This is a genomic window from Streptomyces hawaiiensis (genome assembly GCF_004803895.1).
Taxonomy (GTDB): Bacteria; Actinomycetota; Actinomycetes; order Streptomycetales; family Streptomycetaceae; genus Streptomyces; species Streptomyces hawaiiensis.
This window is the reverse complement of record NZ_CP021978.1, coordinates 7,819,743-7,834,061: the sequence shown is the minus strand read 5'-3', so window position 1 is coordinate 7,834,061 and position 14,319 is coordinate 7,819,743. Positions and strand designations below refer to the sequence as shown.

The window sequence follows — 14,319 nt, the reverse complement described above, 5'->3', positions numbered from 1 at the left end:
TCTACCGGAGGTTCGCGCGCACCAGCAGGTAGACGAGGAAGGGCCCGCCGATCGCGGCGGTGACCACGCCGACCGGGAGCGAGACCGGCAGGACCGCCCGCGCGAGCAGGTCCGAGCCGATCAGAAGCAACGCGCCCACCAGGCCCGAGGCCACCATCGGCGGTGTGGGGCAGCGGGCCAGACGCATCGCCACCTGCGGAGCGACCAGTGCGACGAACGGGACCGGGCCCGCCGCGCTCACCGCCACACCGGCCAGCAGTACGGCGCACAGCAGCAACACCGCCCGCACGGCCGTGTACCGCACACCCAGGCCGGCGGCGACCTCGTCGCCGAAGTGCATCGGCTTGAACTGGAACGCGACGGCGGCCACGACGACCAGCAGGACGAGCGTGCCCCACAGGGCCACCTCGACCTCGCCCCACGAGCGGTCGTCCAGCGAGCCGACCAGCCAGGCCTGCGCCTGGGCCACGTCCCTGATGTCGGCCGTGACGAGCAGCCAGGTCGTGAGGGCCTCCATCACCGCGCTCACCGAGATGCCGATGAGGATGAGCCGGAAGCCGTCGATCCCGCGCCGCCAGGCCAGGAAGTACACCAGCAGTCCCGTGGTGAGACCGCCGGCGAGCGCCGCCACCGACAGGCCCACGGTGTCGACCACGGCCGCGGCGGCCCCGCCCGACACCGTCACCAGGAACACCGCGACCGCACTGGCGCCCGAGGTGATGCCAAGGACGTCCGGGCTGGCCAGGGGATTCCGGGCGATGGACTGAGTGATCGCCCCCGACACCCCCAGCGCGATCCCCACGACGAGCCCGGCCAGGGCGCGCGGCATCCGCAGGTCCATGATGACGAACTCGTCGACCTGCTCGCCCCGCCCGAGGAGCGTACGGATCACCTGCGGCAGGCCGATGGGGAAGTCCCCGACGCCGATGGACACGCAGAACACCAGGAAGGCCGCCGCCGCCAGCAGCAGCGAGACGCTCACCAGCCAGGGCCGCCAGACGAACGACACCCGGCCCAGCCGCACGCCCGGCGGCAGCGACGGCTTCACATCGGTCACGTTCATGCGCTCCTGAACTTTCCGCGCCAGACGAGCACCGCGAAGAAGGGAGCGCCGAGAAGAGCCACGACGACACCGGCGTCCAACTCGCCCGGCCTGACCACCAGTCGGCCGACCATGTCGCAGACCAGCAGGACGACGGCGCCGAGCAGTCCGGCGTAGGGCACCAGCCAGCGGTAGTCCGGGCCGGTCAGGTAGCGGGCCACGTGGGCCACCATGAGGCCCAGGAAGGCGATGGGGCCGCACGCGGCCGTCGCCGCCCCCGCCAGCAGCGTGATGGCGGTGATGCCGACGGTCCGGCTCAGCGCGATGTTCACGCCGAGCCCCCGCGCCACGTCGTCGCCCAGGTTGAGCAGGTTGAGGGAGGGCAGCGTGGTCAGGGCCAGCACCACACCGACGGCGACGAACACGGTCACCGGCCGGATGACGTCGAATCCGACGCCGGCCACGGAGCCCGCGTTCCAGAACCGCAGCGCGTTCAGCGAGGCCTGGTTCGACAGCGCGACCGCCGTGGTCATCGCCATGAGGAACACCGTGATCCCCTGCCCGGCCAGTGCCAGCGTGAGCGGATTGCCGGCCCCCCGGCCGATGGTCGCGAGGCCGAACACCACGACACCGGCGACCGCCGCCCCGAGAAAGGCGAACCAGACGTACTGGAACGGGTTGGAGAACCCGAACACGGCGATCACCGACACCACGGCGAACGAGGCGCCGGTGTTCACCCCGAGCAGGCCGGTGTCGGCGATCGGGTTGCGGGTGTACCCCTGGATCAGCGCCCCGCCGATCCCCAGGGCGATGCCCGCCACGATCGCGAGAACCGTACGAGGCACCCGTACGGTCTCCACGATGAGCCGGATCTCCGTGAGCCGCTGGTCGGACGTCGGGGCTCCGAAGAGCCCGTGCCACACCTCGGCGGGGCTCAGCGCCCGCGCGCCGACGGCGAGCGACAGTGCCGCGGCGACCACGAGGACGGCCAGAAGGATGCCCAGACCCACGACCCGTCGCCGACGGGCCTTGGCCATGCCCCCGGGCGCGGGGCGCTCCACCACAGCAGTCGTGCCCATGTGGACGTACGTTATCCCTTGCGCCGGAGGTGAGTTGATCGTGCGCGGTGTCTACTGACGGGCCGTGCTTCCCGTGCCGTCGGCGAGTGTCCGCGTGCGGTCCGAGGCGGGCCCGGTCCCGCGGCCGAGGAGCGAGTCCAGGATCTCGCCCACCCTGATGGCGGTGTTGGAGAGCAGGGACGAGGTGATGCCGTGCGTGTGCTCCGTGCCGCCCTGCAGGTAGATGCCGCACCGCAGGGCGGGGTCGGTCGCGATGCGCCAGTCGCGCTCGACGCGGACACGGCCCTCGTCGTCGCGGAGGCAGCGGTCGGCGACCTCGCCGAGCAGGCTCGTGGGGTCGGCCTGGCTGTAGCCGGTGGCGAAGACCACGACGTCCGCGTCCAGGTCGGTCTCCTCGCCGGTGACGAGGGACGTCACGGTGGCCAGGGCGCTGGTGGGCGTCTCCTTCACGGCGGTGAGCCGGGAGACGTTGAGGAATCGCAGGCGCTCGGTGCCGAGGACCTTCTCCTGGTACGACTGCCGGTAGAGGTCGTCGATCAGGTCGATGTCCACCACGGAGTAGTTGGTGTTGCCGTGGTAGTCCATCAGCCGGCGCTTGACGTCCTCGGGCGCCGCGAAGTACTCGTCGACCGCCTGGGGGTCGAAGATCCGGTTGGCGAAGCTGCTGTCGTCGGCGGGGCTGTAGCCGTAGCGGGAGAAGACGGCGCAGACCTCGGCCTCGGGGAAGCGGCGGTGCAGGTAGGCGACGTTCTCGGCGGCGCTCTGCCCGGCGCCGACGACGACGAGCCGGGAGGGTGAGGTGCCCTCCAACTCGTCGACCCTGGCGAGCAGTTCGGAGTTGTGCCAGACGCGTTCGCCGCGCTCCACGCCCTCGGGCATGAGGGGGCGCAGGCCGGTGCCGATGACGAGGTTGCGGGCCCGGTGGACCTCGAGGCCGCCACCCGACCGGACGGTCACCTCCAGGTACTCCACGACGCCGTCCCGGGTCACGGGCGCGACGCCGACGACCTCGTGGCCATAGGAGACCATGTCGTCGACCTGGGCCGCGGCCCACTCGAAGTAGTCGTGGAACTCCACGCGCAGCGGGAACAGGTTCTTGTGGTTGATGAAGTCGATGAGCCGGCCCTTGCTCTGCAGGTAGCAGAGGAAGCTGTACTCACTGGCCGGGTTCCGCAGCGTCACCAGGTCCTTGAGGAAGGAGACCTGCATGGTGGCGTCGTCGATGAGCATGCCGCGGTGCCAGCCGAAGCGGGGCTGCTGCTCGAAGAAGTGAGCGGTGACCGCCTCCTGCCTGCCGACGCGGGTGTTGTGCTCGCGGAGCGCGATCGCCATGGCCACATTGGACGGCCCGAAGCCGATACCGATCAGGTCGTGGACCGGTGATGCGTCACCAGGAAGAACCTGCGACATGTCACTCCCATCGTGCGGGGCAGCCGCGTGTCAGGTGTGGAGGGAAGGAAAGGCGGGCATGCCAACGAAGCGACCCACCGAGGAACTTAGGTGAGCCTAAGCTAAACCCGTTGAGGTGTCGACAGGGCAAAACGGACCACTCCGTGAATCGGTCCCGTCAACTGGGCCATCGTGCGCACCCGTTGCGAACTAAGGTAAGCCTTGCTTTACTGGCCTCGCCAACACCTTGCTCTGAGGAGGAACCCCATGCGGGTCGTCATGTTCGGTTACCAGACCTGGGGACACCGCACCCTGCAAGCCCTCCTGGAGTCCGAGCACGACGTGGTGCTGGTCGTGACCCACCCCAAGAGCGAGCACGCCTACGAGAAGATCTGGAGCGACTCCGTCGCCGACCTCGCCGAGGAGCACGGCGTCCCGGTGCTGATCCGCAACCGTCCTGACGACGAGGAACTGTTCGAGCGCCTCAAGGAGGCCGACCCGGACATCATCGTGGCCAACAACTGGCGCACCTGGATCCCCCCGCGCATCTTCGGCCTGCCGCGCCACGGCACGCTGAACGTGCACGACTCGCTGCTGCCGAAGTACGCCGGGTTCTCCCCGCTGATCTGGGCGCTCATCAACGGCGAGTCCGAAGTGGGCGTCACCGCGCACATGATGAACGACGAGCTCGACGCCGGCGACATCGTCCGGCAGGAGGCCGTGCCGGTGGGCCCGACGGACACCGCGACCGACCTCTTCCACAAGACCGTCGACCTCATCGCCCCCGTCACCATCGGCGCGCTCGGCCTGATCGCCTCGGGGCAGACGGAGTTCACCCGGCAGGACCGCTCCCAGGCGTCCTTCTTCCACAAGCGGGCCGACGAGGACAGCCGCATCGACTGGACCTGGCCGGCGGAGGATCTGGAGCGCCTGGTGCGCGCCCAGTCCGAGCCGTACCCCAGCGCCTACACCTTCCACAAGGGCAAGCGGCTCGACGTACTGGCCTCGTTCGTGTCCGAGGGCCGCTACGGCGGCACGCCCGGCCGCGTCTTCTACCGCGAGGGCGAGGGCGTGGTGATCGTCGCCGGCGCCGACGCCCGCACCGGACGCAACCACGGCCTGGCCATCACGCGCGTACGGACCGAGGACGGCCGGGAGCTGCCCGCGGCCGACTACTTCACCTCCATGGGCGGCTACCTCACCAACCGCCCCTGACGCGCGGCCCGGCAGCCCTCAAGGGGCCGGTTCCCGAACGGCGTTCACAGAAAGGGCACAGCCGGGCTAACGTTCACGCATGACGCCGCCCAGCGTGCTGAACCTCAGCGCGTACCTGATGTACGCGACGGGAAAGGCCGCCCGCCGCACCCTGTCGGAGAAGCTCACCGCCAGAGGGCTGCGGTTGTGGCACCTGACCGTGCTGACCCTGGTCGCCGACCTCGGTCCGCAACCCAAGGGCGTGCTGGCCGCCCGGCTGGACATGAACGCCAGTGACCTCGCGAAGATCGTGAAGGACCTGGCCGACGCGGGGCAGGTCGAGTGCGTCCGCAGCCTCACCGACCGCCGCCGCGTCGACGTCCGCATCACCCCGGAGGGCAGGACCGCCCTCGACCATCTCAGCGCCGACATCGCGTCCGCGGACGACGACCTCCTGACGCCGCTGAGCGAGGCCGAACGGGAGCAACTCGCCTCCCTGCTGCGGCGCGTGCAGGCCCACCACGAGGAAACGGGCCCCGCGGCGGGGCTGCGGGTGGCGGCTCAGGCCCGCCAGCCGTAGCGGCGTTCCGGCCGGCCGGCGGCGCCGTAGCGCAGGGACACCTCCGCGCTGCCCGTGCCGTGGAAGTACTCCAGGTAGCGGCGGGCGCTGACCCGGGACACGCCGGTGACGGCCGCGCACTCGGTGGCGGACAGGGTGCCGTCCGCCTCGCGCAGGGCCCGCTCGACGAGTTCGGCGGTCTCCACGCTCATGCCCTTGGGCAGGGTGTGGGCCGGTGCGGGGACGAAGGCGCCTGCCAGGACGCGGTCCACGTCCGCCTGGCCCCGGACCACCGTCGTGAGCAGCCGGCCCCGCTGGGCGGCGTAGCGCTCCAGGCGAGGACGCAGATCGTCGAACTCGAAGGGCTTGAGCAGATAGTCGACCACACCGCGGCGGACCGCGCCGCGTACGGTGTCGGCCTCCGTCGCCGCACTGATGACCATGACGTCGCAGTCGTGGCCGGCGGTGCGCAGCCGGGGAATGACGTCGAGCCCGAAGAGGTCGGGGAGGTACAGGTCGAGCAGGACGAGGTCGGGGCGCAGTTCGTCGACCGTCTCGATGGCCTGTGCGCCCGTGTGGGCCGTACCGACGACGCGGAACGGCTCGACGCGTTCGACGAACGCGCGGTGGACCCTGGCCACCATGAAGTCGTCGTCGACCACGAGGACGTCGATCGTGCCCGCCTTGTCGCTTGCCGCGGTCATGGGGCCGCTCCTTCCGCCACCGTGCCGGTGAGGTGGCTGACGGTCATGCGTGCGGTGAACACGGCCCCTTCGGGGGTGTTGGCCACCGAGATCTCTCCCCCGTGCCGTTCGCAGACCAGCTTGGTCAGGGCCAGTCCGATGCCGCGCTCGCCCTCGCGGGCGGCCTTGGTGGTGAAGCCGTGGGAGAAGACCTCGCGGGCCAGTTCGGGAGCCACGCCCGGCCCGGAGTCGCGGACCGCGATCTCCACGCTGGAGGCGTCCTGCCGCAGCGCGACCTCCACCCAGGCGTCGTCCCGGGCGGCAGCGGCGTCGACGGCGTTGTCCACCAGGTTGCCCACCACGGTCGCCACGTCGGCGGCGTCCTCCGGGGCGAGGCGCTCCAGCGCGGTGTCGTCCGAGATCCGCAGGCTGACCTTCCGTTCCGCCGCGAGGGACGCCTTCGCCATCAGCAGGGCGGCCACCGCGGTGTCCCGGACCCGGCGGCTGAGGGTGACGTCCAGGGACTGGCGGTGCCGACTCAACGCGCGGATGTAGCGCACGACTTCGTCCTGCTCGCCGATCTGGATCAGCCCCGAGATGGTGTGCAGCTGGTTGGCGAATTCATGCGCCTGCGCGCGCAGCAGTTCGGAGGAGCTGCGGAAGGAGCCGATCTCCTGCTCCAGTCGGGCCAGTTCGGTGCGGTCGCGCAGGGTGGTGACCGAGCCGAGGGACCGGCCGTCCTTGGTGACGGTCATCCGGTTCATCACCAGGACCCGGCCGTGGCGGACGACGACCTCGTCGCGCTCGCCGGCCGCCGTGCCGGACAGCACGTCACGCAGCCGCCCGTCGATGCCGAGCCCCTCCAGGCTCTGGCCGACGCAGTCCTCGGGCAGGTCGAGCAGCCGGCGGCCCATGTCGTTGACGAGGGTGAGCCGGTGCTGCGGGTCCAGGGCGATCACGCCCTCGGCGATCCCGTACAGCATCGCCTCCCGGTGCTCGGCGAGCCCGGCGATCTCGCCCGGCTCCAGCCCGAGGGTCTGCCGTTTCACCCGCCGCGCCAGCAGCCAGGAACCGGCCACGCCGAGTCCGCTGGCGATGCCCAGATAGGCGAGCAGGTAGGAGGAGGCGCCGTTGAGCCGCTGCCACACGGTCGGATCGGCCTCGCCGATCATCACCGTGCCGAGGATCCGGCCCAGGTTCTCCTCGGTGGCTCCGAAGACGGGCACCTGGGCGGCCAGCTCGCGGTTGCCGTCCAGGGTGGACTGCCCGGACCAGCCCCGCCCCCGGGCGCTGCCCGGCCCGAGCCGCATCCGCTCGCCGATCACCGTCGGGTCGGTGGAGCTGACGATCCGCCCGGCCCCGTCGGCCACTGTCACCGACGTCACCCCCGACTGCGCCTGCGTGGCGAGCACCAGCGGGGCGAGCGCCTCCCCCGGCGCGGGACGCACCAGCTGGCTGCGCACCAGCGGGTTGGCGGCCAGCTGCTCGGCGAGCGCGCTCACCCGGCGGCCCTCGACGCGGTTGAAGGTGGCCTGGGACTGGGCGAGGGAGACCGCGGCGACAGCCAGCAGCACCACCACGACGATGGCGAGCTGGAGCACCAGCATCTCGCCCGCGAGCGAATGGCGACGAAAGGTGGCGACCACGACGAACTCAATCTCCGAGGCCGCCGAGGGGGCGGCTCATGTGCCGAGCCGCACCATCATGACGCCCACCAGCTGAAATCGAAAGGGAGCTGTCACTCCTCGCCCGGTTCGGGGCCGATGCCCCGCAGCTCCCTGATCGTGCCGCCGAGCTTCGCGCGGAAGGACTCCAGCAGCGCCGGCTTCCCGCTGACCACCCAGCGCATGCCGACGAGGTAGGTGCCCCCGTACACGCGGGCCGCTTCCAGCCAGGTCTCCTTGAGCTTCTCCTCGGGGAACGTGGTGATGAGGTAGTCGCCCTTCTCGGTGTGGCACACGCCCTCGCGCAGCTCGTCCGCCTCGGTGCGGATCTTCGCCTTGCAGCCGGTCAGACCGGCGATCACCTCCACCTTGGCCGGCGCGACGACCCCGGCGGCGGCAGCGGCGGACGTGCTCGGCTTCGCCGCCGCCTCGCCGTCGCCGGCCGGCGGGCCGTCGTCACCGCCGCCGCAGGCCGTGACGAGGGGAAGCACGACCAGGACCCCGGCCGCCGCCGCGACGGTGCGCAGCCGTCGGGCGCGGGACGGGGTCCGGCGGTCGGATCGTACGAGCGGTTGCTGCTGGGACACGTCGCCTCTCCGGGTGCGGACGGTGCGGAAGTACTCGAGAGGAGTACGGACCGGTCCGGGGAGGCGTTCACCCCGCTACGCCGCCTCCTCCACCTCGGGGGCCCGCGCCGTGTCGAACTGGGTGCGGTACAGCTCCGCGTACCGCTGCCCCGCCGCCAGGAGTTCCTCGTGCGTGCCCCGTTCCACGATCCGGCCGGCCTCGACGACCAGGATCTGATCCGCCGCGCGGACGGTGGACAGGCGGTGGGCGATCACGACGGCCGTGCGGCCTTCGAGGGCTTCGGTGAGGGCTTCCTGGACGGCGGCCTCGGAGGTGTTGTCGAGGTGGGCGGTGGCCTCGTCGAGGATCACGACGCGCTGGCGGGCCAGCAGCAGCCGGGCGATGGTCATGCGCTGGCGTTCGCCGCCGGAGAGGCGGTAGCCGCGTTCGCCGACGACGGTGTCGAGGCCGTCGGGCAGGGACCGTACGAGGGTGTCGAGGCGGGCCCGGCCCAGGGCGTCCCACAGCTCGTCCTCCGTGGCCTCGGGGCGGGCGAGCAGGAGGTTGGCGCGGACGGTGTCGTGGAAGAGGTGGCCGTCCTGGGTGACCATGCCCAGGGTCTGCCGCAGTGACCGCGCCGTGAGGTCGCGGACGTCGACGCCGCCGATGCGCACGGCCCCCTCGTCGGTGTCGTACAGGCGCGGCATCAGCTGCGCGATGGTCGACTTGCCCGCGCCGGAGGAGCCGACGAGTGCCACGGTCTGGCCGGGTTCGGCACGGAAGGACAGGCCGTGCAGGACCTCGTCGCCGCCTCGCTTGTCCAGGGACGCGACCTCCTCCAGGGAGGCCAGGGAGACCTTGTCGGCGGCAGGGTAGCCGAAGCGGACCCCGTCGAACTCGACCGCCACGGGCCCCTCGGGCACCGGGCGCGCGTCCGGCTTCTCCTCGATGAGCGGCCTGAGATCGAGCACCTCGAAGACCCGCTCGAAGCTGACCAGCGCGCTCATCATCTCGACGCGTGCCCCCGCGAGCGCGGTCAGCGGCGCGTAGAGCCGGGTCAGGAGCAGCGCGAGCGCCACGACCGCGCCCGGTTCCAGGGCACCGCGCAGGGCGAACCAGCCGCCGAGGCCGTAGACCAGGGCCAGGGCAAGGGCCGAGACCAGGGTGAGGGCGGTGATGAAGGCCGCCTGGGCGGTCGCCGTCCGTATCCCGATGTCCGCGACCCGACGGGCCCGCTCGGCGAACTCCCGCGACTCCTCCTCCGGCCGCCCGAAGAGCTTGACCAGCGTGGCACCGGGGGCGGAGAACCGCTCGGTCATGCGGGTGCCCATCGCCGCGTTCAGCGTCGCCGCCTCACGCTGCATCCGGGCCATCCGGCTGCCCATGCGCCGCGCCGGGATCACGAACACCGGCAGCAGCACCAGCGCCAGCAGGGTGATCTGCCAGGACAGCGTGAGCATCACCGCGAGGGTGAGCAGGAGGGTGACGACGTTGCTGACCACCCCGGAGAGGGTGTTGCTGAACGCGCGCTGGGCGCCGATGACGTCGTTGTTGAGCCGGGAGACGAGGGCGCCCGTACGAGTACGTGTGAAGAACGCGACCGGCATGCGCTGCACATGGTCGAAGACGGCCGTGCGCAGATCGAGGATGAGGTGTTCGCCCAGCGTCGCCGACAGCCTCCGGCCGAGGATGCCCAGCGTCGCCTCCGCCACCGCGATCAGCGCGATGAGCAGGGCGAGGCGTACGACCCTGCCCTCGTCACCGTCCGAGACGATCGTGTCCACGACCCACCCGGCCAGCACGGGCGTCGCCACGGCCAGCAGGGCGGTGCCCACGCCCAGCAGGACGAAGAGGGCGATGCGGCGCCGGTGCGGGCGGGCGAACGCGCCGATGCGGCGCAGGGTCGCCGCGGCGAAGGGACGGCGTTCCTGTTCGGCGTTCATGACGCTGTGCAGCTGTGTCCACGCTGTGGTCTCCATACTCATGGAGACGACCGTAGAACCTCAATCAATCTTGAGGTCAAGAAGCTCGCACATTGTCCCGACATCCCGCACAATCGGCCCGATCCCCCTCTTCCCCGTCCCTCCGCGCAAAGGCCCCGATGACGCTCCCCACGCAGCCGCTTCCCGCGCGCAATCCCCAGTCCCCGCTCCCGCAACCCGCAGTTGGCCCGTCCTGGACAGCCTCGGGAGATGTGACAGCGGTACAACTCCCCGAACTCCGCCCGGGACGACTCCCCCGTCGCGTCCCGGTCCGCCGCCTGCGGCAGATCCTGTGTCTGCTCCCGCTCCTGCTCGTCACCGTGGTCGCGGTGCGACACCGGTCGGTGCTGGCCGCCGGTTTCGCGCATCTCGGCACCGCCGAGTGGCCCTGGCTGCTGGCCGCGGCCGGAGCGACCTGTCTGACCTGGGTCGCCGCCGCCTGCACCCGGCAGGGCGCGGTCGTCGAGCGGCTGCCCCGACGACGGCTGCTGGCCACGCAGTTCGCGGCGGGAGCGGCCAACCACCTGCTGCCGACCGGGCTGGGCGCGAGCGCGGTCAACCTGCGGTTCATGACGGTGTGCGGGCTGCCGCTCGCCCGCTCCTCGGCCGCCCTCGCGCTGTATCTGCTGGCGGAGAGCGTCGGCCGGGTGGCCCTGCTCGGTGTCCTGCTCATCGCGTTCCCCGACGCCCTGAGCCTCGGCGCGCTGGTGCCGGAGACGGCGTTCGGGCCGCTGCTGGCCGGCGTCGCGGTGGTGCTCGTGATCGCAGCGGCCGTGCTCGCCCTCGTACGGCGGCTGCGCTCGGCTCTGGTGTCCTTCCTGCGGACGGCGCTCGGCGAGGCACGCTCGGTGCACACGCGTCCGGCGCGGGCCCTGGCGCTGTGGGGCGGGGCCTTCGCCTTCCCGGCGCTGCAGGCGTCCGTACTGGTGCTGGTGGGGCGGGCGCTGGGGCTGGACGTCCCGGTGGCGCACATGGCGGTGGCCTACCTGGCGGCGACGGTCGCCGTCGCGCTGGTGCCCACGCCGGGCGGGATCGGCTCGGTGGAGGCGGCGCTGGTCGTGGCGCTGGTGGCGGCGGGCGGCCCGGCCGCGGTGGCCACGGCGGTGGTCCTGGCCTTCCGGGTGATCACCGTCTGGCTCCCGCTGGTGCCGGGCGCGCTGACGCTGGGGGCGCTGGTGCGGCTGAAGGTGATCTGACCCGGGCGTGACAGTGCGTCATGTGCAGTAACTCACCCTGCGCTCACCCCCGTCCGCGGTACGGAACCCCGTTCGGGATACGGCAGGATGAACGATCGCGCCGACCGCGGGTCAGGGTGGTCGGGCACCTTCGAGCATCCCGGAAGACGAGCAGGTGACGACGTGACGAGACTTCACATCCGGCCGTTGGTGGCGGCGTTCGCCGCGGTTCCCCGCCCCGGGGGTGACCGGTGAACCGGGCGCTCACCGTGGACGATCTGCTGTTCGCCGGCATCGCCCTCGCCTCGGGTCTGCTGGCGGCGTTCGCGCTGCGTGTCCTGCTGCGCTGGCTGGGCGGGCACGCCGACCGCACCCGCTGGACCGGCGATGACGTGATCGTGCACGCGCTGCGGGCCGTGGTGCCCTGGGCCGCGGTCGTGGGCGGCGTGGCGGGTGCGGCTGCGGTGCTGCCGCTGACCCGCACGGTGCAGCACACCACCAACCAGGTGCTCACCGTGCTGCTCATCTTCGTGGCGACGGTGTCGGCGGCGAGGGTGGTCACCGGACTGGTGCGCACCGTCACCCAGTCCCGTTCCGGTGTCGCCGGATCGGCCACGATCTTCGTCAACATCACCCGGATCCTGGTCCTGTCGATCGGCTTCCTGGTGGTGCTGCAGACGCTGGGGATCTCCATAGCCCCGATGCTCACCGCCCTGGGTGTCGGCGGCCTGGCGGTCGCGCTGGCGTTGCAGGACACCCTCGCCAACCTCTTCGCGGGCATCCACATCCTCGCCTCCAAGACCGTCCAGCCCGGTGACTACATCAAGCTCAGCAGCGGCGAGGAGGGCTACGTCGAGGACATCAACTGGCGGCAGACGACGATCCGCAACCTGTCCAACAACCTCGTCGTGCTCCCCAACGGTCAGCTCGCGCAGGCGAACATGACCAACTTCATGCGCCCCGAGGAACAGCTGACCATCCTGGTCCAGGTCGGGGTGGCCTACGACAGCGACCTGGAGCACGTGGAGCGGGTGACCAACGAGGTCATCGCGGAGACGATGACCGAGGTGGACGGCGCCGTGCCGGACCATGAGCCCATCATCCGGTTCCACACCTTCGGCGATTCCCGCATCGGCTTCACCGTCATCCTGGGCGTCGGCGAGTTCAGCGACCAGTACCGGATCAAGCACGAGTTCATCAAGCGCCTGCACAAGCGGTACCGCCTGGAGGGCATCCGCATCCCCGCCCCGGCCCGCACGGTGGCGCTCCAGCAGGGCGGGGTCGTCATCCCGCAGCAGCGGACCGGCGAGATCGAGCCGGGCGGACTGAGCGCCCGGCTCGACTGAGGCGCGCCGGCTTCCTACAGCGTCGCGGAGTTCTCGTGATGGTGGCTGTCCCTCCGGTCGCGCGGCGCCGAGAGGGACGCCTTCACCGGCGTCACCGTCCAGTCCGGGTGACCCGGCATCCGCGGCGTCTTCGTGCCGTACAGCCACTCCCGCAGGAAGCCGGAGAGGTCCTGACCGGAGACCTCCGAGGCGACGGCGATGTAGTCCTGCGTGGAGGCGGCGGAGTCGCGGTACCGCTCCAGGAACACACGCTCCAGGGCCGTGAAGGCCGCCTCGCCGACCTGCTGCCGCAGCGCGTACAGCACGAGCACGCCGCCCAGGTAGCGCTGGCCGTCGAACAGATTGGCCGCGTTGGGCGCCGCGACCGGCCCCGAGTCGCGACGCCACTGGTCGCCCTGGGCGTAGGTGTGCTTCATGCGGGCTTCCAGCGAGGTCATGCCCAGGGAGTCGGGCCAGCCGCGCTCGTAGCGGTAGAGCAGCCCGTAGAAGTCGGCGTGGCCCTCGTTCAGCCACAGGTCGGCCCAGGTGGCGGGGCTGACGCTGTTGCCGAAGTACGAGTGGACCAGCTCGTGCATCATGTGCGAGCCGATCTTGCTCTCCTCCTGGAGGAGGTAGTTCGGCTTGTAGATCGTGAGTGTCTGGGTCTCCAGGCCCGTGAAGTCGAAGGCGTCCGGGGCGTCGTTGTTGCAGGGCAGCAGGCCGTACGTCTCGAAGGGGTACGCGCCGAGCCGCTGCTCGACCCAGGACACCAGGGCCGGGGTGAGCGCCAGGGCGGGCTCCAGGGCGGCGGCCCGGGCGACGGGGACGACATCGCGCAGCGGCAGCCCGTGCGGGCCCTGCCGGTCCTTGATCACGTAGTCGCCGACGGTGATCTGCACGACCTCGGTGGCGATCGGCGAACCGGAGCGGTACGTGTACGCGGTCCGGTCGCCTGCCAGCTGCTCGGTGCGCACCAGCCGGCCGCTGGCGACGCCCCGCAGTCCGGCGGGCACGGTGAGGCGGAAGGTGAAGTCGGCCTTGTCGGAGGGGTGGTCGTTGCAGGGGAAGACGGTGTGCGCCAGGTCCGGCTGGCAGCACACCGCGAACCCGTCCGGGGTGGCCACCCAGCCGCCGGCGGGCGGCGGGGTCCGGCGCGGGTCGGCGCCGTAGGCCACGGACACGGTGACGCGGGTTTTCGCCGGGAGCTTTCGGGCGGGGGTGATCCGCAGCTTCTCGGCCACCTGCTCGAAGGCGGCGGTGCGGCCGTCGACCCGGACGGAGCGGACGTCCAGGCCGCGCGCGTCCAGGGAGAAGCGGCTCAGGGCCTGGGTGGTGCGGATGGCCAGGGTCGCGGTGGCCTCGACGAGCCTGGTCGTGGCGTCGTACGCGAAGTCGAGGTGGTAGGCCGAGACGCGGTATCCGTCGTTGCCGAGGGCGGGGTAGACGGGGTCGCCGAGGGTCTCCGGGCCCGGGGTGGCGCCGGTCCTGCCGGCCGCCTGGGCCGGGATCCCCGTGGTCAGCGCCGCCGCCGTGCCGATCAGGACGGTCGCGGGGGCCGTCACTCTGGTGCGATATCTCATGGTCCGCTTTCGCTCGGGCGGCCGGGTGGTCAGGTCCGGCCGTGGCTTGGAGTGAGTGATCTCTCTCCAGGACACGGGAA

The 14,319-nt window shown here is 71.5% G+C and carries 12 protein-coding genes; 4 read left to right on the top strand and 8 right to left on the bottom strand.

Translation table 11 applies throughout. The features are described from left to right. Position 1: 1 nt before the first annotated feature. The 3 genes from CEB94_RS35765 to CEB94_RS35755 are packed head-to-tail and all read right to left on the bottom strand — an operon-like array spanning position 2 to position 3,531. Positions 2-1,063 (bottom strand): FecCD family ABC transporter permease, encoded by a 1,062-nt coding sequence (locus tag CEB94_RS35765; protein ID WP_175436091.1) that lies wholly within the window; start codon positions 1,061-1,063, stop codon positions 2-4. Continuing rightward, complete coding sequence (locus CEB94_RS35760) at positions 1,060-2,121, bottom strand: FecCD family ABC transporter permease (RefSeq protein WP_175436090.1); 1,062 nt, start codon at positions 2,119-2,121, stop codon at positions 1,060-1,062. Before CEB94_RS35760 ends, CEB94_RS35765 begins: the two co-directional genes overlap by 4 nt. Before the next feature lie 51 nt (positions 2,122-2,172). Beyond that, the gene (locus tag CEB94_RS35755) at positions 2,173-3,531 is read right to left on the bottom strand and encodes a lysine N(6)-hydroxylase/L-ornithine N(5)-oxygenase family protein (protein ID WP_175436089.1); all 1,359 of its coding nucleotides are present in this window, start codon (positions 3,529-3,531) and stop codon (positions 2,173-2,175) included. A gap of 246 nt (positions 3,532-3,777) precedes the next feature. On the opposite strand from CEB94_RS35755, the gene CEB94_RS35750 reads away from it, so the two are divergent. Beyond that, positions 3,778-4,725 (top strand): methionyl-tRNA formyltransferase, encoded by a 948-nt coding sequence (locus CEB94_RS35750; RefSeq protein ID WP_175436088.1) that lies wholly within the window; start codon positions 3,778-3,780, stop codon positions 4,723-4,725. 79 nt (positions 4,726-4,804) lie between these two features. Then, positions 4,805-5,284: a MarR family winged helix-turn-helix transcriptional regulator gene (locus tag CEB94_RS35745; RefSeq protein ID WP_175436087.1), complete on the top strand. Its 480-nt coding sequence runs from the start codon at positions 4,805-4,807 to the stop codon at positions 5,282-5,284. On the opposite strand, the gene CEB94_RS35740 is transcribed toward CEB94_RS35745, so the two are convergent. The 4 genes from CEB94_RS35740 to CEB94_RS35725 form a co-directional block, all read right to left on the bottom strand. Continuing rightward, a complete protein-coding gene (locus CEB94_RS35740) occupies positions 5,266-5,967 on the bottom strand; it encodes a response regulator (RefSeq protein ID WP_175436086.1) in 702 nt (233 codons plus the stop codon). The genes CEB94_RS35745 and CEB94_RS35740 overlap by 19 nt on opposite strands. Then, positions 5,964-7,592, bottom strand: a complete 1,629-nt coding sequence (locus CEB94_RS35735; RefSeq protein WP_175436085.1) for a sensor histidine kinase — start codon at positions 7,590-7,592, stop codon at positions 5,964-5,966. Before CEB94_RS35735 ends, CEB94_RS35740 begins: the two co-directional genes overlap by 4 nt. Before the next feature lie 92 nt (positions 7,593-7,684). Further along, on the bottom strand, positions 7,685-8,197 hold the full coding sequence (locus CEB94_RS35730) for a hypothetical protein (RefSeq protein ID WP_175436084.1): 513 nt from the start codon (positions 8,195-8,197) through the stop codon (positions 7,685-7,687). A 75-nt stretch (positions 8,198-8,272) separates the two neighbouring features. After that, positions 8,273-10,156: an ABC transporter ATP-binding protein gene (locus CEB94_RS35725; RefSeq protein WP_175437306.1), complete on the bottom strand. Its 1,884-nt coding sequence runs from the start codon at positions 10,154-10,156 to the stop codon at positions 8,273-8,275. Between the two features lie 215 nt (positions 10,157-10,371). On the opposite strand from CEB94_RS35725, the gene CEB94_RS35720 reads away from it, so the two are divergent. Together CEB94_RS35720 and CEB94_RS35715 are read left to right on the top strand one after the other, a co-directional pair. Beyond that, positions 10,372-11,355, top strand: a complete 984-nt coding sequence (locus tag CEB94_RS35720; protein ID WP_381103862.1) for a lysylphosphatidylglycerol synthase transmembrane domain-containing protein — start codon at positions 10,372-10,374, stop codon at positions 11,353-11,355. Positions 11,356-11,585: 230 nt separating this feature from the next. Beyond that, positions 11,586-12,680: a mechanosensitive ion channel family protein gene (locus CEB94_RS35715; protein WP_175436083.1), complete on the top strand. Its 1,095-nt coding sequence runs from the start codon at positions 11,586-11,588 to the stop codon at positions 12,678-12,680. Positions 12,681-12,694: 14 nt separating this feature from the next. Here the strand turns inward: CEB94_RS35715 and CEB94_RS35710 are convergent, their stop codons facing one another. After that, positions 12,695-14,239 carry a M1 family metallopeptidase gene (locus CEB94_RS35710; RefSeq protein ID WP_175436082.1) on the bottom strand — a complete coding sequence of 515 codons (1,545 nt, stop codon included), beginning with the start codon at positions 14,237-14,239 and terminating at the stop codon, positions 12,695-12,697. Between the last annotated feature and the right edge of the window lie 80 nt (positions 14,240-14,319).